General features: G+C 36.3%; 26 protein-coding genes and 1 riboswitch. Of the genes, 24 read left to right on the top strand and 2 right to left on the bottom strand.

The window, feature by feature from the left end:
- Positions 1–8: 8 nt before the first annotated feature.
- From upp to fabZ, 15 genes are all read left to right on the top strand, one after another.
- Positions 9–638, top strand: coding sequence for a uracil phosphoribosyltransferase (gene upp, locus HMPREF2603_RS11805; RefSeq protein ID WP_060804043.1), 630 nt, complete (start codon positions 9–11; stop codon positions 636–638).
- Between the two features lie 164 nt (positions 639–802).
- A complete protein-coding gene (gene wecB, locus HMPREF2603_RS11800) occupies positions 803–1954 on the top strand; it encodes a non-hydrolyzing UDP-N-acetylglucosamine 2-epimerase (protein WP_060804044.1) in 1152 nt (383 codons plus the stop codon).
- Between the two features lie 160 nt (positions 1955–2114).
- Positions 2115–2465, top strand: coding sequence for an ATP synthase subunit I (locus tag HMPREF2603_RS11795; protein WP_002481790.1), 351 nt, complete (start codon positions 2115–2117; stop codon positions 2463–2465).
- Positions 2466–2498: 33 nt separating this feature from the next.
- A complete protein-coding gene (gene atpB, locus HMPREF2603_RS11790; RefSeq protein ID WP_002481789.1) occupies positions 2499–3224 on the top strand; it encodes a F0F1 ATP synthase subunit A in 726 nt (241 codons plus the stop codon).
- Between the two features lie 48 nt (positions 3225–3272).
- Positions 3273–3485, top strand: coding sequence for a F0F1 ATP synthase subunit C (gene atpE / locus HMPREF2603_RS11785; RefSeq protein WP_002481788.1), 213 nt, complete (start codon positions 3273–3275; stop codon positions 3483–3485).
- Positions 3486–3598: 113 nt separating this feature from the next.
- A complete protein-coding gene (locus HMPREF2603_RS11780) occupies positions 3599–4123 on the top strand; it encodes a F0F1 ATP synthase subunit B (RefSeq protein WP_002481787.1) in 525 nt (174 codons plus the stop codon).
- Entirely contained in the window at positions 4123–4662 is a 540-nt protein-coding gene (locus HMPREF2603_RS11775) for a F0F1 ATP synthase subunit delta (RefSeq protein WP_060804045.1), read from the top strand. Before HMPREF2603_RS11780 ends, HMPREF2603_RS11775 begins: the two co-directional genes overlap by 1 nt.
- A gap of 22 nt (positions 4663–4684) precedes the next feature.
- Positions 4685–6196: a F0F1 ATP synthase subunit alpha gene (gene atpA, locus HMPREF2603_RS11770; RefSeq protein WP_002481785.1), complete on the top strand. Its 1512-nt coding sequence runs from the start codon at positions 4685–4687 to the stop codon at positions 6194–6196.
- Positions 6197–6229: 33 nt separating this feature from the next.
- A complete protein-coding gene (gene atpG / locus HMPREF2603_RS11765) occupies positions 6230–7093 on the top strand; it encodes an ATP synthase F1 subunit gamma (RefSeq protein WP_002481784.1) in 864 nt (287 codons plus the stop codon).
- 22 nt (positions 7094–7115) lie between these two features.
- Positions 7116–8531 carry a F0F1 ATP synthase subunit beta gene (gene atpD / locus HMPREF2603_RS11760; protein ID WP_002481783.1) on the top strand — a complete coding sequence of 472 codons (1416 nt, stop codon included), beginning with the start codon at positions 7116–7118 and terminating at the stop codon, positions 8529–8531.
- A 19-nt stretch (positions 8532–8550) separates the two neighbouring features.
- Positions 8551–8955, top strand: coding sequence for a F0F1 ATP synthase subunit epsilon (locus HMPREF2603_RS11755; RefSeq protein ID WP_002481782.1), 405 nt, complete (start codon positions 8551–8553; stop codon positions 8953–8955).
- Between the two features lie 186 nt (positions 8956–9141).
- Positions 9142–9375: a DUF1146 family protein gene (locus tag HMPREF2603_RS11750; protein ID WP_002481781.1), complete on the top strand. Its 234-nt coding sequence runs from the start codon at positions 9142–9144 to the stop codon at positions 9373–9375.
- A 109-nt stretch (positions 9376–9484) separates the two neighbouring features.
- Positions 9485–10756 carry a UDP-N-acetylglucosamine 1-carboxyvinyltransferase gene (murA, locus tag HMPREF2603_RS11745; RefSeq protein ID WP_002481780.1) on the top strand — a complete coding sequence of 424 codons (1272 nt, stop codon included), beginning with the start codon at positions 9485–9487 and terminating at the stop codon, positions 10754–10756.
- A gap of 17 nt (positions 10757–10773) precedes the next feature.
- Positions 10774–10962 carry a DNA-directed RNA polymerase subunit beta gene (locus tag HMPREF2603_RS13855; protein WP_002481779.1) on the top strand — a complete coding sequence of 63 codons (189 nt, stop codon included), beginning with the start codon at positions 10774–10776 and terminating at the stop codon, positions 10960–10962.
- A 4-nt stretch (positions 10963–10966) separates the two neighbouring features.
- A complete protein-coding gene (gene fabZ, locus HMPREF2603_RS11735) occupies positions 10967–11404 on the top strand; it encodes a 3-hydroxyacyl-ACP dehydratase FabZ (RefSeq protein ID WP_060804047.1) in 438 nt (145 codons plus the stop codon).
- A gap of 72 nt (positions 11405–11476) precedes the next feature.
- Here the strand turns inward: fabZ and HMPREF2603_RS11730 are convergent, their stop codons facing one another.
- Entirely contained in the window at positions 11477–11920 is a 444-nt protein-coding gene (locus HMPREF2603_RS11730; protein ID WP_002481777.1) for a YwpF family protein, read from the bottom strand.
- Positions 11921–12105: 185 nt separating this feature from the next.
- Between HMPREF2603_RS11730 and HMPREF2603_RS11725 the strand changes: the two genes are divergently transcribed.
- The 9 genes from HMPREF2603_RS11725 (at position 12106) to HMPREF2603_RS11685 (ending at position 19685) form a co-directional block, all read left to right on the top strand.
- Positions 12106–12522 (top strand): single-stranded DNA-binding protein, encoded by a 417-nt coding sequence (locus tag HMPREF2603_RS11725; protein WP_060804048.1) that lies wholly within the window; start codon positions 12106–12108, stop codon positions 12520–12522.
- A gap of 711 nt (positions 12523–13233) precedes the next feature.
- A complete protein-coding gene (locus HMPREF2603_RS11720; RefSeq protein WP_060804049.1) occupies positions 13234–13911 on the top strand; it encodes a transglycosylase family protein in 678 nt (225 codons plus the stop codon).
- 208 nt (positions 13912–14119) lie between these two features.
- On the top strand, positions 14120–14881 hold the full coding sequence (locus HMPREF2603_RS13785; protein WP_060804050.1) for a LysM peptidoglycan-binding domain-containing protein: 762 nt from the start codon (positions 14120–14122) through the stop codon (positions 14879–14881).
- Between the two features lie 113 nt (positions 14882–14994).
- A riboswitch (TPP riboswitch) is annotated at positions 14995–15091 on the top strand.
- Positions 15092–15158: 67 nt separating this feature from the next.
- Complete coding sequence (tenA, locus tag HMPREF2603_RS11710; RefSeq protein WP_060804051.1) at positions 15159–15839, top strand: thiaminase II; 681 nt, start codon at positions 15159–15161, stop codon at positions 15837–15839.
- A 2-nt stretch (positions 15840–15841) separates the two neighbouring features.
- Positions 15842–16663, top strand: a complete 822-nt coding sequence (gene thiD / locus HMPREF2603_RS11705; protein ID WP_002481772.1) for a bifunctional hydroxymethylpyrimidine kinase/phosphomethylpyrimidine kinase — start codon at positions 15842–15844, stop codon at positions 16661–16663.
- Positions 16656–17450 carry a hydroxyethylthiazole kinase gene (thiM, locus tag HMPREF2603_RS11700; protein ID WP_060804052.1) on the top strand — a complete coding sequence of 265 codons (795 nt, stop codon included), beginning with the start codon at positions 16656–16658 and terminating at the stop codon, positions 17448–17450. The genes thiD and thiM overlap by 8 nt, the downstream gene beginning before the upstream one ends.
- On the top strand, positions 17451–18089 hold the full coding sequence (gene thiE / locus HMPREF2603_RS11695; RefSeq protein ID WP_060804053.1) for a thiamine phosphate synthase: 639 nt from the start codon (positions 17451–17453) through the stop codon (positions 18087–18089).
- Positions 18090–18177: 88 nt separating this feature from the next.
- Positions 18178–19047 (top strand): membrane protein insertase YidC, encoded by an 870-nt coding sequence (yidC, locus tag HMPREF2603_RS11690; protein ID WP_002481769.1) that lies wholly within the window; start codon positions 18178–18180, stop codon positions 19045–19047.
- Positions 19048–19172: 125 nt separating this feature from the next.
- Positions 19173–19685 (top strand): GNAT family N-acetyltransferase, encoded by a 513-nt coding sequence (locus tag HMPREF2603_RS11685; RefSeq protein ID WP_002481768.1) that lies wholly within the window; start codon positions 19173–19175, stop codon positions 19683–19685.
- Positions 19686–19741: 56 nt separating this feature from the next.
- Here HMPREF2603_RS11685 and HMPREF2603_RS11680 read toward each other — a convergent pair whose 3' ends face one another.
- A complete protein-coding gene (locus tag HMPREF2603_RS11680) occupies positions 19742–20392 on the bottom strand; it encodes an HD domain-containing protein (RefSeq protein WP_060804054.1) in 651 nt (216 codons plus the stop codon).
- Positions 20393–20394 lie beyond the last annotated feature (2 nt).

Here is a 20394-nt window from a genome sequence, read left to right as displayed (position 1 = left end):
ATTCCTTTATGGGAAAAGTACATGTATTTGATCATCCGTTAATTCAACATAAATTAAGTTACATCCGTGACGTCCACACTGGAACAAAAGAGTTCAGAGAGTTAGTAGACGAAGTCGGTATGTTAATGGCATATGAAGTGACAAGAGATTTGGAACTTCAAGATGTTGAAATCGAAACACCCGTGACTAAAACGGTAGCGAAAAGATTATCTGGTAAAAAACTAGCGTTTGTACCGATTCTTAGAGCTGGTTTAGGTATGACACAAGGTGTCTTAAGCTTAATCCCTGCAGCGCGTGTCGGTCATGTCGGTTTATATCGTGACCCAAAAACATTGGAAGCAGTCGAATACTTTGTTAAATTGCCTCAAGATATTGAGGAAAGACAAATTATTGTCGTAGATCCAATGTTAGCAACAGGTGCTTCAGCAATTGAAGCTATCAACTCATTGAAAAATCGTGGTGCGAAACATATTCGTTTCATGTGCTTGATTGCTGCGCCTGAAGGTGTGGAATTACTTCAAGAAGCGCACCCGGATGTTGATATTTATATTGCAGCACTTGATGAAAAATTGAATGATAAAGCATATATCATCCCAGGTTTAGGTGATGCTGGAGACCGTTTATTCGGTACAAAATAAGAAGTGTTCAGCAGTCACACATATTAACCTATGTGCATGCTTTAAATGGAAATAAGAGATAAATAGATATAAGAGTATGCAAATTGTTTAGCGTAGATGAACAGAAAGTTCAATCTGTGATGCCATAACATTGCATACTCTTTCTCTGTATAGGAGGCATTGACTTGAAGAAAATAATGACAATCTTCGGCACGCGACCTGAAGCAATCAAAATGGCGCCATTAGTCAATCAATTAAAACATGAAGAAGCGCTAGAACCTGTGGTTGTCGTTACGGCTCAACATAGAGAAATGCTTGATGCTGTACTAGAAACGTTTGATATTCAACCAGATTATGATTTAGATATTATGAAGGCAGGGCAAACGTTATCAGATATTACTTCTAGAGTTTTAAAAGGATTGGAAGCTATTATTCAACAAGAGAAACCAGATATGATATTAGTCCACGGTGATACGATGACTGCATTTGCCAGCGGTTTAGCAGCATTTTACAATCAAGTCGCTATAGGTCATGTAGAAGCTGGATTAAGAACTTGGAATAAGTATTCGCCTTATCCTGAAGAGATGAATCGCCAAATGATCAGCTGTTTATCAGATATTCATTTTGCGCCGACAAAACAAGCGAAGGCGAATCTATTAAAAGAGAATATACCTAGCGCTAAAGTTGTAATTACAGGCAACACTGCCATTGATGCTATGAATACTACAATTCAAAAGGATTATCATTCAGAAGTGATGAAACGTCATAAAGACAAGCGCGTTATTTTATTGACAGCGCATCGTAGAGAAAATTTAGGTGAACCCATGGCACATATTTTCAGTGCAGCACGAAGATTAGTGGAAGCTCATGAAGATGTGGTGTTGGTTTATCCTATGCATAAGAATCCTAAAGTACGTGAAATTGCACAACAGTATCTCAGTGATAATGATCGTATAGAATTGATAGAACCTTTAGATGTCGTAGATTTTCATAACTTTGCCCATCAGTCTTATTTGATACTGACAGATTCAGGCGGTATTCAAGAAGAAGCACCATCTTTAGGCAAACCAGTTTTAGTATTAAGAGATACAACAGAACGACCTGAAGGTGTAGAAGCGGGTACCTTGAAATTGACTGGTACGGATGAAGAAGATGTGTATCGAGAAGCTGAATTATTATTAACGGATCAAGCACTTTATCAGCAAATGAGTGAAACTGCCAATCCTTATGGTGATGGTAAAGCTTCGAAACGCATTTGTGACAATATTAAGTATTATTTTAATCTGACAAGCGAAAAACCTGTAGATTTTAATGAAAATAAAGACAATTATGAATGATTTGTTAAAAATGTGTCTAATTTGTGACAAAAATCACTCATAAGAATTGCATGTTTTGAATGTAATTGACACGCGTTCCATTGCTATATTATGATTAAAAATGTATGGATGAAATGGTTTACAAATGATTCGTATCTCCATGTGAAATGAGGCACAATAAATGAAACAGTTCAACTTAATTTTTAAGCAATATCTTCAATATTACATTTATTGGTTGTTAGCCTTGGTTGTAATAGCAATTTTTATACCAAAGCCTTTCATTATTGGTCTTATCATCGGTTCATTTGGTTCCTTGATCAATACATACATCTTTGAATTATATTTATCTCAGGCGCAGAAACAAGAAACGTCTCAGATATCTACAGGTGGGATATGGCGCTTTTTAGTGGCACTTGCTGCTTGTATTATCTGGGTTTATTTCAAAAACCAAGTGAATATTATTGGTGTAATGATTGGTTTAATGATTTCATACTTATTAATCATTTTTCGACCATTTCTTCACAAAATGTAATACAAATCAACGAATGAAAGAGGTGAGTATTATATGCAACATAAAAGCCCTGTAGTTACATGGGAGCTATTTGGTTTAGATATCAAATTCAACTTGGCTAGTATTTTAATGGTAATTATTACAGCAATTATTGTTTTAGCAATAGCCATAGCTTGTACACGTAACTTACAGAAACGACCGACTGGCAAACAGAACTTCATCGAATGGGTCTTTGACTTTGTTAGAGGCATCATCGAGAGTAACCTTGCATGGAGACATGGCGGTCAATTCCACTTCTTGGCAGTAACATTAATTATGTTTATCTTTATCGGTAACATGTTAGGACTGCCATTTGCGATAGTCATCGACCATACGCTATGGTGGAAATCTCCGACAGCTGATGCCACAGTTACTCTGACGTTGGCAATGTTAATGATTCTGTTGACACATTACTACGGTATCAAGTTGCGCGGAGCGAAAGGTTACTTTAAAAATTATGCTCAGCCTTTCTTAGCGTTAACACCTGTCAATATATTTGAAGAATTTACAAATACATTGACGCTCGGTCTACGTTTATACGGTAATATTTACGCTGGTGAAATTTTAATCGGCTTATTATCTACTTTAATCATAGGCCATGCAGCTTGGGGTTGGATTATCGGTATTCCAGGCTTAATTGCTTGGCAAGCATTCTCGATTTTCATCGGTACGATCCAAGCGTATATCTTTATCATGTTATCCATGGTATACATGTCCCACAAAGTTGCGGACGACCACTAGTTTTTCCACATTAAAATTTTATAAAAATATTTAGGAGGATTTTTTAATATGAATTTAATCGCAGCGGCAATCGCAATTGGTTTATCAGCACTTGGTGCAGGTATTGGTAACGGTCTTATTGTATCTAGAACAGTTGAAGGTGTAGCACGTCAACCAGAAGCACGTGGACAATTAATGTCAATCATGTTCATCGGTATCGGTTTAGTTGAGGCATTACCTATCCTTGGCCTTGTTATCACATTCATCGTTTTATTCATGTAATTTATACATCGATACTAACGGCGAAGTCTCACATCGACTCTCGCCATTTCTTTCGTAAACAACTATCGTAAGAGCCAATAGAGGACTTTGAATGAAAGGAGTGTCCAAGTACTGTGACTGCGACTACAAACACATTAGTTTTAGGTGCTGCAGGCGGCGGTGTTGAATGGGGTTCAGCATTAGTAACATTAATTACTTTCTTAATCCTTTTAGCATTGCTTAAAAAGTTCGCATGGGGTCCATTGAAACAAGTCATGGATAAACGTGAACGCGATATCAACAAAGATATCGATGATGCAGAACAAGCTAAAATTAATGCTCAAAAATTAGAAGAACGAAATAGACAAACACTAAGAGAAACTCAAGAAGAGGTTCAAAAAATCTTAGAAGAAGCAAAAGTTCAAGCGCGTGACCAACATGAACAAATCATTCATGAAGCTAACGTCCGTGCAAACGGCATGATTGAAACTGCACAAAGTGAAATCAACAGCCAAAAAGAACGTGCAATCTCTGAAATCAACGATGAAGTTTCTAAACTATCAGTTCTGATTGCATCTAAAATTTTACAAAAAGATATCTCAGAACAAGATCAAAAAGACTTGATCGACAAGTACATTAAAGAGGTAGGGGATAAATAATGGCAGATGTTGCTAAAAAATATGCCCAAGCACTGTATGAAACGTCACTCGATAAAGATGTTTTAGATTTAATGTACGATGAATTTGCTGTTATTGATGAAGCAGTAATTCCTTATAAAGAGAAATTAAAATCTTTCGATGAAGATCCAAAGAATATTGCACAAAACCGCAAAGCTTTTGTTGATGCAACATTCCAAGATATCAATGAATACTTAAAAAACATGTTATATGTCTTAGCTGAAAATCGTAATCTTGCGATTATCTCTGAAGTATTCAGAGCATTCCAAGGTTTATACAATCAACACTATAATCAAGACTTTGCAACGGTTGAGTCTGTATATGAGCTTTCTCCAGAAGAACTGGACAAAGTAGGGGAGTCTTTAATTCAACGTACAGGACTTGAAAGAGTCATTCTTACAAATGAAATCAATCCAGAACTCATCGGCGGTTTGAGAACAACTGTAGGAACTAAAGTATATGACGGCAGTATTCAAAATGATCTTATTAACTTAGAGAGAAGATTTACTAGAACGAAATAATAATTATAGAGGAGTGACATAGATGGCCATAAAAGCTGAAGAGATTAGTGCATTACTTCGCTCACAAATTGAAAATTATGAGTCAGAGATGTCTGTTACTGATGTTGGTACAGTAATTCAGATTGGTGACGGTATTGCATTAGTTCACGGATTAAACGACGTTATGGCTGGTGAGTTAGTAGAATTCCATAATGGTGTGCTTGGACTAGCTCAAAACTTAGAAGAATCTAACGTCGGTATTGTAATTTTAGGACCATACACTGACATTAAAGAAGGCGACGAAGTTAAACGTACAGGACGTATCATGGAGGTGCCTGTAGGTGAAGAATTAATCGGTCGTGTCGTGAATCCATTAGGTCAACCACTTGATGGACAAGGTCCAATTGAAACAAATAAAACACGCCCAGTTGAAGAAAAAGCAACAGGCGTTATGGCAAGAAAATCAGTTGACGAACCATTACAAACAGGTATCAAAGCGATTGACGCATTAGTACCAATCGGTCGTGGTCAACGTGAGTTAATCATAGGTGACCGTCAAACTGGTAAAACAACAATTGCAATCGATACAATCTTGAACCAAGCGGATCAAGACATGATTTGTATCTATGTAGCAATTGGTCAAAAAGAATCAACAGTACGTGCGACTGTAGAAAAATTAAGACAGCATGGTGCTTTAGATTACACAATCGTTGTAACTGCATCAGCAGCTGACCCAGCTCCATTATTATACATTGCGCCATATGCAGGTGTAGCAATGGGTGAAGAATTCATGTTCGACGGTAAACAAGTGTTAATCGTTTATGATGATTTAACTAAACAAGCAGCAGCTTACCGTGAACTTTCATTATTACTTCGCAGACCACCAGGTCGTGAAGCATACCCAGGTGACGTTTTCTATCTACATAGTAGATTATTAGAACGTGCAGCTAAATTGAACGATGAATTAGGTGGCGGTTCAATTACTGCATTACCTATCATTGAAACACAAGCCGGAGATATCTCTGCTTATGTTCCAACAAACGTAATCTCAATCACTGATGGACAAATCTTCTTAGAATCAGACTTGTTCTTCTCAGGGGTACGTCCAGCGATTAACGCCGGATTCTCAGTATCTCGTGTAGGTGGTTCAGCGCAAATTAAAGCAATGAAAAAAGTTGCGGGTACTTTACGTTTAGACTTAGCTTCATACCGTGAGTTAGAATCATTCGCGCAATTCGGTTCAGACTTAGATGAATTCACAGCAAGAAAATTAGAACGTGGTAAACGTACAGTTGAAGTTCTTAAACAAGGACAAGGTGAACCATTACCAGTTCAAAACGAAGTATTAATCATCTACGCATTAGTTAATGGCTTCTTAGATGATATCCCAGTTCAAGACGTTCAACGTTTTGAAGCAGAAATCATCAGCTGGACTAAAAACAATGCGCCAGAAATCTTAGATGAAATCAAAACAAAAGGTACTTTACCTGACAAAGAAAAAATGAACAGCGCAATTGAAAACTTCAAACGCAGTTTCAGTATTTCTGAAGAGTAAGATGAAGCGAAGTATAAATAAGGTGGTGAAATAATGGGATCTCTAAAGGATATTGATTCAAGAATCAAGTCGACGAAAAAAATGAATCAAATTACCAAAGCGATGAACATGGTAGCGAGTTCTAAGCTCAACAGAGCGCAACGTAACACGAACCAGTTCAAACCTTATATGGAAAAAATGCAAAATGCGATTACAGCAGTTGCAGGCCAAACGACTTCTAATCATCCGATGCTGAAGAAACGTCCGGTTAAAAAACGTGGTTACTTAGTTATTTCAAGTGATCGTGGATTAGCTGGTGCATATAACGCAAATATCTTGAAGAAAGTGGTACAAGATATCGAAGCGCGTGGTGAAAGTCAGAGCGATTATAAATTACTCGTTCTTGGTAAAGTAGGTATTGATTTCTTCAAAAACAGAGACTATGAAGTAGACTTTGCATTGCCGGATGTTCCAGATCAACCGTCATACAAAGATATTTCTTCTGTAACGAAGAAAGCAATCGATTTATATAGCAACGGTGATATTGATGAGTTGGAAATTTACTACAACAAATTCGTCAACGTTCTTGAAAATACGCCAACTGCAAGAAGAGTATTACCATTAGCAGAAGAAGATACAAGTTCAGGACATGGACAAATGTCTTCATATGAATTCGAACCAGATAAAGAATCAATTTTAAATATTATTTTGCCGCAATATGTAGAAAGCTTAATTTACGGCTCAATTCTGAATGCGAAAGCCAGCGAGCACGCATCTAGAATGACTGCCATGAAGAATGCTTCTGATAATGCGAGCGACCTTATTGACGATTTATCATTAGAATATAACCGAGCACGTCAAGCAGCAATCACACAACAAATTACTGAGATTGTCGGTGGCGCAACAGCTCTTGAATAGTATATTAAAGGAGGAAAAAAGAATGGGTGTAGGCCGCGTAACACAAATCATGGGTCCAGTTATTGACGTAAGATTCAATCATGATGAACTGCCTAAGATTAATAACGCATTAGTGCTAGATGTACCTAAGAAAGATGGCACGACTGAATCTCTTACATTAGAAGTAGCACTTGAATTAGGCGACGACGTAGTTAGAACTATCGCCATGGACTCTACAGACGGAATTAAACGTGGTGACGACGTTAAAGACACTGGTCGTCCAATCAGTGTACCTGTCGGTGAAGATACGTTAGGAAGAGTATTTAACGTTTTAGGTGATCCAATCGATAATGATGGACCGATTTCTGAATCAGTTCCACGTGAACCAATTCATAGACAACCACCTAAATTTGATGAATTATCAACAAAAGTTGAACTACTTGAAACTGGTATCAAAGTAGTAGACTTATTAGCACCATATATCAAAGGTGGTAAAGTTGGTTTATTCGGTGGTGCCGGAGTAGGTAAAACTGTATTAATCCAAGAATTAATTAATAACATCGCTCAAGAACACGGCGGTATTTCAGTATTCGCAGGTGTTGGTGAACGTACACGTGAAGGTAACGACTTGTACTTCGAAATGAGCGACAGTGGTGTTATCAAGAAAACAGCGATGGTATTCGGACAAATGAACGAACCACCTGGTGCACGTATGCGTGTAGCTTTATCAGGTTTAACAATGGCTGAATACTTCCGTGATGTTAAAGGACAAGACGTTCTTTTATTCATCGATAACATTTTCCGCTTCACACAAGCAGGTTCTGAGGTATCAGCATTGCTTGGCCGTATGCCATCAGCCGTTGGTTACCAACCAACATTGGCAACAGAAATGGGTCAATTACAAGAACGTATCACTTCTACAATGAAAGGTTCTATCACATCTATCCAAGCGGTATTCGTACCTGCCGATGACTATACTGACCCAGCGCCAGCAACAGCTTTCGCTCACTTAGACTCAACGACTAACTTAGAGCGTAAATTAACAGAAATGGGTATCTACCCAGCCGTTGACCCATTAGCGTCAACTTCACGTGCGCTTGAACCAAGCATCGTTGGTCAAGAACACTATGATGTTGCTCGTCGTGTACAATCAACATTACAAAAATACAGAGAATTACAAGATATCATCGCAATCTTAGGTATGGATGAATTATCTGATGAAGATAAGAGCACAGTTGAACGCGCAAGACGTATTCAATTCTTCTTATCTCAAAACTTCCACGTTGCAGAACAATTCACTGGTCAAAAAGGTTCATACGTACCTGTTAAGCGTACAGTTGAAGACTTCAAGGACATTCTTGAAGGTAAATACGACCACATCCCTGAAGATGCATTCCGTTTAGTCGGCAGCATGGACGATGTATTAGAAAAAGCTAAAGACATGGGTGTTGAAGTATAATATTAGGAGGTAAAGTTTAATGAACACAATGAACGTTAATATTGTTACTCCTAATGGTTCTGTTTATAACCAAGATGATGTTGAAATTGCGATTCTGCAGACAGTTGGAGGCGACATTGGTGTAATGGCCGGCCATTTACCAACTGTTACAGCAATTAAAACAGGTTATGTTAAAGTAAATTATACAGATGGGATTGATTTCATTGCGGTCAGTGATGGTTTCGTTGAAATCAGACATGAAAGCACATCAATTATTGTACAGACAGCAGAAAAAGCTGAAGATATTGATATCAGACGTGCTAAATCGGCTAAAGAAAGAGCAGAATCACATTTGAATAACAATGACGAAGATACTGACATTAACAGAGCAGAACGAGCTTTAGAACGTGCGGAAAACCGCATTAAAGTTTCGGAAATGAAATAATAACAACCATAAAGTATAGGATATATCTCACTTTGAGGTATATCCTATTTTTTAATGTCAAATTTTAGGGTAAACATATGAGTGAACAGATATTAGGATTTTGAATTTCTAAGTAAGAATGTATGATTTTACTTTATTTTCATGTACAATATGAGACAGTAAACAATTGAGGAGACGACAAAGATCATGGAATATTTAGGGCAATTTGCGATTGCGCATTTGATTATGCATGTGCTTTGTATCTGTGTCGCATATTGGGCATTGAATGCGATTAGGTTGGATCAATTCTTTAAAAAGGGTTATCCTGTCCAAGTACAAGTGTTGATTATATTTCTTGCGATTTTAATCGGGACAGGAGTTAGTAATTTCATCATAGATTTATTGCAATTTTCAACGCAACTTAAATATCTTGGCCGCTAATCGTTTGAGTGTAATTCAAATGTTTTTCCATATATAATAATAGGTAATAGAAGAGATGAGAAATTTTTAAATTGAAGATGTTCAGGAGTTAAAAAGTGGAGGAGTAGTAATGAATAGAGATAGAATGATTATTAAAGGCGGAAATCGTCTAGTAGGAGAAGTACAAGTTGAGGGAGCAAAAAATGCAGTATTGCCAATTTTAACTGCATCATTGTTAGCTTCAAAGGGAGCGAGTACATTACATAATGTGCCTGAGTTAAGCGATGTTGAAACGATTAATAATGTACTTTCAACGCTTAATGCTGAAATTGAGTATCATAAAGAGGATAACAGCGTGACAGTTGATGCGACGAAACAATTGAATTCAGAAGCACCTTATGAATATGTCAGTAAAATGCGTGCGAGTATTTTAGTCATGGGTCCATTGCTTGCACGTTTAGGTCATGCAAAAGTAGCTTTACCAGGCGGTTGCTCTATCGGAAGCAGACCGATTGAACAACATATCAAAGGATTTGAAGCACTAGGTGCCAAAATTCATTTAGAAAACGGCTTTGTCTTTGCTGAAACTGCAAATGGTTTAACAGGTGCAGAGATTCACTTAGATTTCCCAAGTGTAGGTGCTACACAAAATATCATCATGGCAGCTTCATTAGCAAAAGGTAAATCTGTTATCGAGAATGTTGCACGTGAACCAGAAATCGTTGACCTAGCAAACTACATCAACGAAATGGGCGGTAATGTAACTGGTGCAGGAACAGATACAATTACGATTCATGGTGTCGAAGCGTTACATGGTGTAGAACATGCGATTATCCCAGATCGTATTGAAGCAGGTACATTACTTGTAGCAGGCGCTATTACAAGAGGCGATGTTTTAGTTAAAGGTGCAATTAAAGAACATTTAACAAGCTTGTTGTATAAACTAGAAGAAATGGGTGTCAACTTATCATATGAAGATAAAGGTATCCGAGTATCTGCAGAAGGTGAATTGCAACCAGTGGATATCAAAACATTACCACACCCAGGATTCCCTACAGATATGCAATCACAAATGATGGCGTTATTGTTAACAGCTGAAGGACATAAAGTCATTACAGAAACTGTCTTTGAAAATCGCTTTATGCATGTTGCTGAATTCAAACGAATGAATGCTCAAATTACGGTTGAAGGACGCAATGCCAAAATTACAGGTAAAAGTCATTTACAAGGCGCACAAGTGAAAGCAACTGATTTACGCGCTGCAGCAGCATTGATTTTAGCCGGTTTAGTGGCTGAAGGTACTACTGAAGTTTCAGAATTACAACACTTAGATAGAGGTTACGTAAACTTTAACGGTAAACTTAAAGCTTTAGGTGCTGATATTGAGCGTGTTAATAAATAAGTAAGTAGGGGATTAAGATGATTAAACGCTTTTACTTTAAGGTGATAAAATTACCGATTGGTTTTCACATACTCATCGTTATGCTTATGATGCTTTTGATGTTTTTCATCGGTATGTGTATCGGTTTTATATTGAATCATCAAAATCCGCTTAATATATTTGAATACCAGACTTGGTATCATTTCAAGCAAATTTTTGGAGGCTAGTAACATGGAAACAATTTTTGACTATAACCAAATTAAAAACATTATCCCACACCGCCAACCTTTTTTATTAATTGATAAAGTTGTTGAGTATGAAGAAGGTCAACGTTGTGTGGCTATTAAACAAGTATCAGGTAATGAACCATTTTTCCAAGGTCATTTCCCAGAATACGCGGTTATGCCAGGCGTGTTGATTACTGAAGCATTAGCACAAACTGGTGCAGTTGCGATTTTAAACAGTGAACAAAACAAAGGTAAAATCGCATTATTCGCTGGTATTGATAAATGTCGTTTCAAAAGACAAGTTGTACCTGGTGATACATTACAGTTAGAAGTTGAAATTACTAAAATGCGTGGACCAATTGGTAAAGGCGCTGCGAAAGCAACTGTTGATGGTCAATTGGCATGTAGCTGTGAATTAACATTCGCAATCCAAGATGTATAAGCTGATATAAAAAGACTGAGACAATAGATATAAAGCATTGCTTTAATTCATCTATATTGTCTCAGTCTTTTTTTAATCTTCTCTTTTTTCGTCTTTTAAACGTGGTTTTGATTGCATCATACGGTTGAATGAAGTCTTCAATTCTTCACCAGATAATCCATCATCTACAAGTTGTGCTAATAAATTTTCAGCATAAACTTGTCTTAATGTATAGACGTGGCAATCAAAAATAATAGACATACGCTCATTATCGTATAATGAAATATTTTTAATCGTTGCATCGAATAATGCAGGATCATTAGAAGGACGTGTAATCACAACACGTATATCTAATAATGTTTCATCATCCATATATTCTTTCATAATATCGTAGTGGTTACTGGAGATTACAATTTCTAACAACCAGCCGGTGCCGCTTTGTTCTTTATTGATAATTACACCATCATAGAGTTCATATTCTATAACACCACCGTGTTCAGTGACAATTTGGAATCTGACTGCTTTAAATGTTTTCAATTGAAGTCACTCCAATCTTTTTAAAATCTGCAAATTTTTTCTTTCTGATTCTAGTATAGCGTAAAAGATAAAAATATTTGAGAGATAGTACAGAAAATTAACCAATCAACTATAAAATTTCTCTTAATTTGTGTTTTGACGATATGTATCAATCTGAATATGATAGTAACCAAGGAGGTGACAAAATGCTTAATAAAATCGTTATTGTAGGAAGATTGACGAAACAACCTCAATTGACAGCAAAGGAGGAATCAGACATTGTATACTTTAGTGTTGCGACAGAACGTCATTATAACTATCAAGGCCAGAACAAACAATCTGTAGACTTTATTAATTGTAAGGCTTTTGGCAAGATTGCCCGAAATATTGCCAGCTATACACAAAAAGGATCGCTTGTCGGTATTACTGGCTATATGCATTCCTACAAATATGAAAAAGATAATCAAACACATTTCGGTATGGAGCTGGTTGTAGAAACAATCAAATTTATCTCGCATCCGAATGACAATTCAAGTTGTCAATTCTCATCACACCATGCACAAACGGACACTTTGATGAGTGAATATGAAGGAAGCCCGTCCTTCGACGCCATTCATCTCTAACTACCAAGTCATCCATTGACATTATATATGCTTAACTGCATATCTCCCAAAATCAAATTGCAACAACCAGCATGATGTATCCATCTCTATCCTGTTCAAAGTATCATGCTGTCCTCTCGTTAATTAAAAGTAATTCATTATGATGTTAGAATTATCCTTCTTTCTATTATAGGAAGGTTCCTATAATCTATTCCAAACTCTATTTTTAAACTCTATTTAGTCCAACGCATAGCTTTTACTGCGAAAGATGCTTGGATTGCTCCATTTTCAATTTTGTACTTTCAACTTAATCCATAAAAAACTCTTTAAATATACTAATACTCACCAAGACTTTGCATAAATTTCACTTTATGCAGGGTCTTTTTTCATAAAAACTACGTTTGACAGAGAAGAAATCGGGTTTTATTGCGGTTTTTTCTAGAAGTTTTAGCCGATGTAAAGGGTAAAATAACCCTTCAATTATCTGAAAGATTACATAAATGTTACATAGGTTAAGAGTCAAAATTCAGTTCGAATGTGATATTAATAGGATTTGAAGTGATAGTAAGATATCTAACTATTTTATTTTAATGTAATTTACACGTAAAATTAAGCTGTATTTTTTTATTTCGTTGTAACCTACACCCTGATTTCAGATGATATAGTTGTAATTGCAAATTGATGATATTAATCACACGAAAAAACAATTACCTTATAGGAGGATTTTTAGAAATGAAAAAATTATTAGTAGCTTCATCAGCAACAGCAGCATTATTCGCAGTAGGAGTAGGAGCAGAAGCTCACGCATCTGAACAAGGAAATGCAGATCAAGCACAATTAGCAGAAACAGCATTAAACAATCCTGAACAATTAAACGAAAGCCCTGTACAAGAAGGCGCTTATAATATTAACTTTGAATATAATGATTTAGACTTCAACTTTGAATCAGATGGTCAATATTGGAGCTGGAGCTATGGTCAAGCAGGCGGTAACGCACCAGCAGCTCAAACTACAACTCAACAAGCACCAGCAGCTCAACAAGCTCCAGTAGCTGAGCAAGCAGCACCACAAGCACAAGAAGCAACAACTCAACAAGCACCAGCACAACAAGCAGCACCTCAAGCTCAACAAGCTGCTCCACAACAATCAGCAAGCACTGGTTCATCAGTTGGTTTAAATGATCACTTACGTGCAATTGCACAACGTGAATCAGGTGGCGACATCCACGCAATCAACCCATCATCAGGTGCAGCAGGTAAATTCCAATTCTTACAATCAACTTGGGATTCAGTAGCACCAGCTGAATGGGTAGGTAAATCACCAGCATCAGCACCAGAAAGCGTACAAGACGCAGCAGCTGTTAAATTATATGACGGTGGCGCAGGTGCAGGTCACTGGGTTACTGCATAATTCAGTTAACTGATTATAAATAAATAGTTAAAAATCTATCAGGCAGGTTATCTCCAATTTAGGAGGTAACCTGCCTTTTGTAATATGTATGTAAAGAAAGACACAAGAAATATATATTGTTGTAACCTATGTTATTAGGATAGATGCTATTATAAAGACATCAAATAAATGATTTAATACAAACACCTTATGGGAGGACATATTTTACATGAAGAAATTACTAGTAGCATCGACAGCGGTGACAGCTGCTGCAGCAGTATTGGCAACAGGAATTGGAACTCAAGACGTACAAGCAAAATCATCATCAAAAGCTGAACATGCGAAGAAAGTAAAAGACGCTGAAAAGTATCTAAACGAAAAAGGTGAATATACTGTAGTTAAAGGTGACACTTTAAATAAAATCGCTAAAAAATTCGACGTTAAAGTCAAAGAATTAAAAAAATGGAACGATAAAAAATCTGACTTAATCTTAGTAGATGAAAGTTTAAAAGTTAAAGAACCTAAAAAAGTTGCGACAACACAAACAGCTGTACAATCTGACAGCCACTATGCATACAATACGCAACAAGTATCTTACAATAATTATAACCAAGCGCAATCAAACAATGCGCCACAATCATCATATACAGCACCACAACAATCTTATAACGCACCACAAGCATCATACAGTGCACCATCATATGCATCTTATGGTTCAGGTTCAGTAAGATTAGCTAACGGTAATACTGCAGGTTCTACAGGTGCATACGCAGCAGCACAAATGGAAGCTCGTACAGGCGTATCTGCATCAGTATGGGAAAACATCATTGCACGTGAATCAAATGGACAATTACATGCACATAATGCATCAGGTGCACATGGTTTATTCCAAACAATGCCTGGTCATGGTTCAACAGCTTCAGTTCAAGATCAAATCAACTCAGCTGTACATGCATATAACGTACAAGGATTAAGTGCTTGGGGTTATTAATGTTAAATAGTTAAAATTCAAGTCGAGACTGAGGTCTCGGCTTTTTTTATGAAAACAGATTCATTGCAAGTATGAAAGGGCTTTGATATGTTTAGTATGTAAATAAATTAAATAAAAACTGCTAGGGGCGCCTTTTGGCTGAGATAGGAAACTAGACCCTTTAAACCTGATTTGGTTAAGACCAACGTAGGAAAGTAGATACATAGTATGCATGATGCAAAAATACTGAAACTGCACTCCTAGGTTGGAATGCAGTTTTTTTATTGGAGGAATAAAAGTGACTTTTGCTGAAACACTTGAAAGAGATGCACAACCGATTATTGATCAAATTTATGATGATAATTTCATTCAAGCATTGTTAAAAGGGAATATAGATAAAGAGTCAATTAGACAATATTTACGTGCAGATGCCTCGTATTTAAGAGAGTTTGCGAATATCTATGCATTATTAATTCCTAAAATGCCGAATTTAGAAAGTGTTCGATTTCTAGTTGATCAAATTCAATTCATTGTGAATGGTGAAGTGGAAGCACATGAATTCATGGCAGAATACGTGGGTGAACCGTATCACGAAATCGTACAACAAAAAGTGTGGCCGCCAAGTGGTGACCATTATATTAAACATATGTATTACAACGTTTATGCCCATGAAAATGCTGCATATGCGATTGCGGCAATGGCACCTTGTCCTTATGTCTATGCAGAAGTTGCAAAACGCGCAATGCAAGATGACAGATTAAATCAATCTTCTATATTGAAAAAATGGTTTGAATTCTATCAAACAGAAATGGATGCATTAATCGATGTTTTAAACCAATTAATGAATGAGTTAACAAAACATATGACAGATACAGAGAGACAAGAAGTCAGAGAGAATTATCTACAAAGTACAGTACATGAACGAAACTTCTTTAATATGGCTTATACAAAAGAACAATGGGAATTTGGAGGTAAATAATTATGAACAAACCGAAAATTGCTTTAACGATTGCAGGCACAGATCCAACAGGCGGCGCAGGTGTAATGGCTGACTTAAAGTCATTTCATGCATGCGGTGTGTACGGGATGGCCGCAATCACAAGTATCGTAGCGCAAAATACAAAAGGGGTTCAACACATTCATAACTTAGAATTATCTTGGTTAGAAGAACAGTTAGATAGTGTGTTTGATGACGAATTACCGCAAGCGATTAAAACTGGCATGATTGCGACAAAAGAAATGATGGAATTAATTCGTACTTATTTAGAAAAGCATCCTGAAATTCCATATGTCATTGATCCAGTAATGCTAGCCAAAAGTGGAGACTCTTTAATGGATGATAAAGGTAAACATGCCTTACAAAGTATCTTGTTACCACTTGCTGATGTTGCAACACCTAACTTACCTGAAGCAGAGGAAATTGTAGGATTCAAATTAGATAATGAAGATGCGATTAAAAAAGCAGGTAAAATCTTCATAGAAGAAATCGGCAGTAAAGGTGTAGTCATTAAAGGTGGTCATATCGAAGATGACAATATCGCAAAAGACTATCTATTTACGAAAGATGGTTTAGAAATTTTTGAAAGTGAAAGATATGAAACAAAACATACACATGGAACAGGTTGTACTTTTTCAGCTGTAATTGCGGCTGAGCTAGCGAAAGGGAAAACGATTTATGAAGCGGTTAAAAAAGCAAAAGACTTTATCGCATTAAGTATTAAATATACACCTGAGATCGGACAAGGCAGAGGACCAGTTAACCATTTCGCATATATGAAGAAAGTAGGATTAGATGATGAGTAAAGGTTTAGATAGAATCAGAACAGAACATCCATTAGTTATTTGTTTTACGAATGATGTCGTCAAAAATTTTACAGCTAATGGACTCTTAAGTTTAGGTGCGAGTCCAGCAATGAGCGAAGCACCAGAAGAAGCAGAAGATTTTTATCCACACGCGGGTGCAGTCTTAATTAATATTGGCACACTGACAAAAGCGAATGAACAAGCAATGTTAGAAGTTGGAAAAATTGCGAATAAAACAAACACACCGTTAGTATTTGATCCCGTTGCTGTGGGCGCATCAACGTATCGTAAACAATTCTGCAAAACATTCCTAGAGCAAGTGAAACCAACTGTAATCAAAGGAAATGCTTCAGAAATTTTAACGCTTATAGATGATACAACAACAATGAAAGGTACAGATAGTGCTGAAAGCTTAGATGTTGTATCCATTGCGAAAAAAGCACATGAACAATATCAAACTGCAATTGTGTTAACTGGTGAAACAGATGTCATTGCTCAAAACAATAAAATCGTTAAGCTGAATAATGGTTCACGTTTCTTAACACAAATTACAGGTGCAGGTTGTTTATTAGGTGCTATTGTAGGCGCATTCTTATTTAGAAATGAAAATCCAGAGATTGAAGATTTAATTGAAGCAGTTTCTGTTTATAATATTGCAGCTGAACGTGCTGAACAATTAAGTGAAAGTAAAGGACCAGGTACTTTCTTAGTTCAATTTATTGATGCCTTATATAAAATAGACAGTGAAGCAGCAGTTGAAAATCGTAAAGCACAAGAGGTGAAATAAGTGTTTCAACCAGAAGATTTAAAAGTTTACTTTATTTGCGGAACACAAGATATACCTGAAGGTCGTACGATTCATGAAGTATTAACTGAAGCATTAGAAGGCGGCATTACGATGTATCAATTTCGTGAAAAAGGGCCTAACGCTAAAACAGGTGATGCGAAGAAAGAACTGGCACAATCTTTGAAACAATTATGTAAACAATATCATGTACCTTTTATCGTAAATGATGATGTTGAATTAGCAGAGTTGATTGATGCTGATGGCATTCATGTTGGACAAGATGATGCGAAAGTGAATACTTTTAAGACACACTTTAAAAATAAAATTATCGGTTTAAGTGTCGGCAATGAAACAGAATTAGCGCAATCTGATTTAACAGATGTCGATTATATTGGCGTTGGTCCGATATTTAAAACAGGGTCTAAAGACGATGCCAGTGATCCTGTCGGCACAGAAATGATTGAAACATTGCATGAGAAAACAAATGGTATGCCGATTGTCGCAATTGGCGGTATTGCGTTAAATAATGTCGAACCGATTGCGCAAACACATGCACAAGGTGTATCAGTTATTTCAGCGATTGCTCAGAGTTCAAATGTTAAAGAAACCGTTCGCAATTTCTTACAATATTTTAAATAATGCCCTTAATTCTATGTTTTTGTTTTCTACACCTCATAGAATGTGATAAAATTATTTTTATGTGAATAATACCAATAGAGGTGGAAAAATGAATAAAAAAGCATTATTGCCTTTGCTTCTTGGGGTTATGGTTTTTCTTGCAGGATGTGATTATTCTAAACCTGAAAACAGAACAGGTTTTTTCTATAATACATTTGTGAAAAACATGGATAACATCATCCATTGGCTAGGCTCTAGTTTTAATAACGATTATGGATTAGCGATTATTGTCTTAGTTTTAGCAATCCGTATTGTCGTTCTGCCATTCATGCTTTCTAACTATAAGAACAGTCACTTAATGCGCGAAAAAATGGTGATTGCAAAACCAGATATGGACGCAGTGAAAGAGAAAGTAAAACGTGCACGCACACAAGAAGAAAAAATGGCAGCAAACCAAGAAATGATGGAAGTTTATAAAAAATACGATATGAATCCAATGCAAAGTATGCTTGGATGTTTACCAATGTTAATACAAATGCCTGTAATCATGGGCTTATTCTTCGTATTAAAATACCCATCACCAGGTGGTATTGTAGAACATCCTGATTTCTTATGGTTCAACTTAGCAAAACCGGATATTTGGATTACAATTATTGCCGGTGTGTTATACTTCCTACAAGCTTACGTATCAACATTCAGTATGCCGCCTGAACAAAAACAAATGAGTTACATGATGATGATCATTTCACCAATTATGATTATTTGGGTATCATTAAGTTCAGCAGCTGCATTAGGTTTATACTGGTCAGTCAGTGCCGCGTTCTTGATTGTTCAAACATATGTTGCGAACCAATATTACTCTAAGAAAGCGAAAGAAGAAGTCGCTCCGATGATTAGAGAATATGAAAAGAAACATGGTAAAGACGGTAAACAAAAAGGTGCGCAAGTCTTAGGTAAGAAAAACAGAAAGAAAAAATAATACATCATTGATGACTTAAAATCAGTTGCAACTAAAATTGCAGCTGATTTTTTATTTAGGATTTGTACAATAGGGAATAGTAATAGTAACTAAAAGTGTTATTTTAAAATTGGAGGGGAATACCAATGGAAATTAAATCAGTAACAACTGCTGACATTTTAGAGTTACAGAAAATCAGCTATAGAACTTTTGATGACACATTTAGAGAAATGAACAGCCCAGAAAATATTAAAGATTATTTAGATACAGCATTTACACAAGACAAACTAAGACGTGAATTAGAAGATCCACATTCGAATTTCTATTTCTTGTATGATAACGATAAAATTGTCGGATATTTAAAGTTGAATGAAGGGGATTCACAAACAGAACAAGTTTCATCTGATTGTACTGAAATAGAACGCTTATATATTTTGAAGAATTATCATGGCTATGGTTATGGTAAAAAATTATTGAACTTTGCTATAAAGACAGCAGTCGAAGATGGTAAAAAATGTGTATGGCTAGGTGTATGGGAGAAAAATGAACAAGCATTAGGTTTCTATAAACATTTAGGATTCAAGAAGATCTCAGAACATGATTTCATGATGGGGAATGATAGACAAACAGATTTAATACTAGCATATAATATCGAATAAAAAAGAAGCGGTTGAGAATTTAGATTTGTTCTCAACCGCTTCTTCATCTTATTTGCTTATTGTTCTGTAAACTGCCATTCGTTAAAGAATTGTGCGACGAAGAATTCCATAAAACGATGACGTTCTTGCGCAATTTCTGAAGCTGTTTCAGTATGCATTAAATCTTTAAGTTTAAACAATTTATCATAGAAATGCTTAATCGCTGAAGGATCATAACCTTCTAATTCGTTATCAGAACTAATACTATCAGGAATAGGCCCTTGCCACATCGGCTCATCAAAGTGACCCGCAAATTGGAACGTACGCGCTATACCAATTGCACCAATCGCATCTAAGCGATCTGCATCTCTAACAATATAACCTTCTTTGGATAAGGGGATTTCTTGATCCACATTATGACGAAAGCTGATGTTTTTGATGATATGCATAATTTTTTCTTGATCCTGTCCACTAACTTCAATACGGTTTAAAAAATCAATTAGTTGGTTTTCAGCAGCAGTTTCATCTGTTAATTTGGTATCTACCGTATCATGTAATAATGCAGCCATCTGAATAATGTAAGGATTGCCGTAGCCTTCTTGTTCAGAGATGAAGAGTGCCATTTTAACGACCCGCATGACATGGTTGATATCATGCCCTGTGTGATCTGTTTGATGGAAGTCTTTCATATATTGTTCAGCTGATTTTAATTGTTGATATTGATTCATGA

It is taken from the genome of Staphylococcus sp. HMSC055C03 (assembly GCF_001809385.1).
GTDB lineage: Bacteria > Bacillota > Bacilli > Staphylococcales > Staphylococcaceae > Staphylococcus > Staphylococcus simulans.
This window is presented reverse-complemented; position numbering and strand designations above follow the sequence as displayed.

Excerpts from the sequence above, each read along its gene's own strand:
- murA (WP_002481780.1), top strand. The coding sequence starts at position 9,485 with ATGAATAGAGATAGAATGATTATTAAAGGCGGAAATCGTCTAGTAGGA.
- atpD (WP_002481783.1), top strand. The coding sequence starts at position 7,116 with ATGGGTGTAGGCCGCGTAACACAAATCATGGGTCCAGTTATTGACGTA.
- HMPREF2603_RS11725 (WP_060804048.1), top strand. The coding sequence starts at position 12,106 with ATGCTTAATAAAATCGTTATTGTAGGAAGATTGACGAAACAACCTCAA.
- HMPREF2603_RS11720 (WP_060804049.1), top strand. The coding sequence starts at position 13,234 with ATGAAAAAATTATTAGTAGCTTCATCAGCAACAGCAGCATTATTCGCA.
- thiM (WP_060804052.1), top strand. The coding sequence starts at position 16,656 with ATGAGTAAAGGTTTAGATAGAATCAGAACAGAACATCCATTAGTTATT.
- fabZ (WP_060804047.1), top strand. The coding sequence starts at position 10,967 with ATGGAAACAATTTTTGACTATAACCAAATTAAAAACATTATCCCACAC.
- HMPREF2603_RS11775 (WP_060804045.1), top strand. The coding sequence starts at position 4,123 with ATGGCAGATGTTGCTAAAAAATATGCCCAAGCACTGTATGAAACGTCA.
- HMPREF2603_RS11795 (WP_002481790.1), top strand. The coding sequence starts at position 2,115 with ATGAAACAGTTCAACTTAATTTTTAAGCAATATCTTCAATATTACATT.
- HMPREF2603_RS11755 (WP_002481782.1), top strand. The coding sequence starts at position 8,551 with ATGAACACAATGAACGTTAATATTGTTACTCCTAATGGTTCTGTTTAT.
- HMPREF2603_RS11750 (WP_002481781.1), top strand. The coding sequence starts at position 9,142 with ATGGAATATTTAGGGCAATTTGCGATTGCGCATTTGATTATGCATGTG.
- yidC (WP_002481769.1), top strand. The coding sequence starts at position 18,178 with ATGAATAAAAAAGCATTATTGCCTTTGCTTCTTGGGGTTATGGTTTTT.
- atpA (WP_002481785.1), top strand. The coding sequence starts at position 4,685 with ATGGCCATAAAAGCTGAAGAGATTAGTGCATTACTTCGCTCACAAATT.
- atpE (WP_002481788.1), top strand. The coding sequence starts at position 3,273 with ATGAATTTAATCGCAGCGGCAATCGCAATTGGTTTATCAGCACTTGGT.
- HMPREF2603_RS11685 (WP_002481768.1), top strand. The coding sequence starts at position 19,173 with ATGGAAATTAAATCAGTAACAACTGCTGACATTTTAGAGTTACAGAAA.
- atpG (WP_002481784.1), top strand. The coding sequence starts at position 6,230 with ATGGGATCTCTAAAGGATATTGATTCAAGAATCAAGTCGACGAAAAAA.
- HMPREF2603_RS11680 (WP_060804054.1), bottom strand. The coding sequence starts at position 20,392 with ATGAATCAATATCAACAATTAAAATCAGCTGAACAATATATGAAAGAC.
- HMPREF2603_RS13785 (WP_060804050.1), top strand. The coding sequence starts at position 14,120 with ATGAAGAAATTACTAGTAGCATCGACAGCGGTGACAGCTGCTGCAGCA.
- HMPREF2603_RS13855 (WP_002481779.1), top strand. The coding sequence starts at position 10,774 with ATGATTAAACGCTTTTACTTTAAGGTGATAAAATTACCGATTGGTTTT.
- thiD (WP_002481772.1), top strand. The coding sequence starts at position 15,842 with ATGAACAAACCGAAAATTGCTTTAACGATTGCAGGCACAGATCCAACA.
- atpB (WP_002481789.1), top strand. The coding sequence starts at position 2,499 with ATGCAACATAAAAGCCCTGTAGTTACATGGGAGCTATTTGGTTTAGAT.
- upp (WP_060804043.1), top strand. The coding sequence starts at position 9 with ATGGGAAAAGTACATGTATTTGATCATCCGTTAATTCAACATAAATTA.